Here is a 1,555-nt window from a genome sequence, read left to right as displayed (position 1 = left end):
AAAGGGCTAATCAGAGGGCTTGTACAAAAATAGGTATCTACTATAAATTTCAGGGTGTTTGTGATGGATGGTTGATTTCAGTAATACTCTCGCTGAAAATCCTGGAAACGGAGCTTAAGCGAAGTGAAGATTTTTAGTCCGTGATAGCGATAGGGCCGGGTGTTTTCTCGAAGCGTCTTTTTGCGTAGAGAAAATACAAGGCATTCCGACATCGCGTCAAGCCATTTGAGGTAACTAAATAAAAACCCCTCTAGGGTTTTTATAAGTGGACGCAGGGCGAATCAGGGCATCGCAGATTTTAATCAGTCCCGTTAAGCTTTTGCCGCGAACTTGGGCTTGGACGCCCAAAATGAGCTTTCGCAAAAGTAGGGACTCCCCGATATTTTCGTATTGTTTCTACTAGATTTAAAATATTATCGTTTGACACATCGAGTGGGAAACTTATCCGAAATGTTTTCTCTGCCTGTTCCCTAGTGAGCCCTATAGCGGTTAGAACATGAGAAGCTTCTATTTCCTTAGATGAGCATGCCGAACCTTGAGCAAGGCAAAAGTATTGCTCATTATCACGAATCAATAATGCAAGATTTGTTAATGGTAAAGTTAAGGATAAGCAACTTGGCAGAGAACCTACCCCTCCGTTAATTTGATATTCAATATTATGTTTTTCCAACTCACTAAGTAAGAATTCTTTCGCTTTAATTTGTTTAAATTTATCATAGTGCTTAGAAAAGCTCTCGATTGCAGAGCCAAAACCAATAATTAAAGGGGCTGCTACAGTCCCTCCTCGCAGCCCATCCTCCTGTCCAGCACCATGGATAACAGGCATCAATTGCTTATTTCTCAGGTCACGAATATAAATAGCGCCAATGCCTTTAGGTCCACCTATTTTATGTGCCGAGAAGGACATAATATCAACATTCAACTCATCAACATCAATATCTACTTTTTTGAAACTTTGGGCAGCATCGCTATGAAATAAAATATCATTCTGTTGGCATATCTCTCCGATTTCAGCAATTGGGCTAATTGTCCCAAGCTCATTATTTACATGCATAATAGAAACAAGAGCTGTCTCTGGTCTTATGGCATTTTTTAAAGCTTCAGGGCTGATAACGCCCTGTTTATTAGGTTTGATATAGGTTATCTCATACCCTAAAGATTCAAGATAATGACAAATGGAAAAGATACACTTATGCTCTATTTGAGACGTAATAATATGCTTTTTATCTGCTGGAATATCATTACCGAACAGAATGCTCTTGAAAGCAATGTTATTTGACTCTGTTGCACCGCTAGTAAATATTACTTCACTTGGATATGCCCCAATTTCATCAGCGATTAAACCTCTAACATGATTAACTTCAAGATTAACTTTTTCCCCAAGAAAATGACTTGATGCAGAGTTTGCATATAAATAATCAAAAGCTTCAGATAAAGTCTTTTTCACTTCAGGCAAAATAGGGTATGAAGAGGCTGTATCAAAATAAATCATTTATATCTTTATTTGGTTCTGTCGCAAAAGTTTATCGTGCGCATAAAGACCGGTCATAACCGG

The 1,555-nt window shown here is 38.4% G+C and carries 1 protein-coding gene; it reads right to left on the bottom strand.

Features of this window, described 5'->3' with window-relative positions:
- Positions 1 to 298: 298 nt before the first annotated feature.
- The gene (locus CDZ78_RS18105; protein ID WP_087871234.1) at positions 299 to 1,492 is read right to left on the bottom strand and encodes a cysteine desulfurase family protein; all 1,194 of its coding nucleotides are present in this window, start codon (positions 1,490 to 1,492) and stop codon (positions 299 to 301) included.
- Between the last annotated feature and the right edge of the window lie 63 nt (positions 1,493 to 1,555).

The organism is Bathymodiolus platifrons methanotrophic gill symbiont (assembly GCF_002189065.1).
Classification (GTDB): domain Bacteria; phylum Pseudomonadota; class Gammaproteobacteria; order Methylococcales; family Methylomonadaceae; genus Methyloprofundus.
The sequence above is the reverse complement of the archived record's forward strand: the minus strand, read 5'-3'. Positions and strand labels throughout refer to the sequence as shown.

What these genes read in the sequence shown, in the direction of transcription:
- CDZ78_RS18105 (WP_087871234.1), bottom strand. Translation starts at nt 1,492, where the DNA reads ATGATTTATTTTGATACAGCCTCTTCATACCCTATTTTGCCTGAAGTG.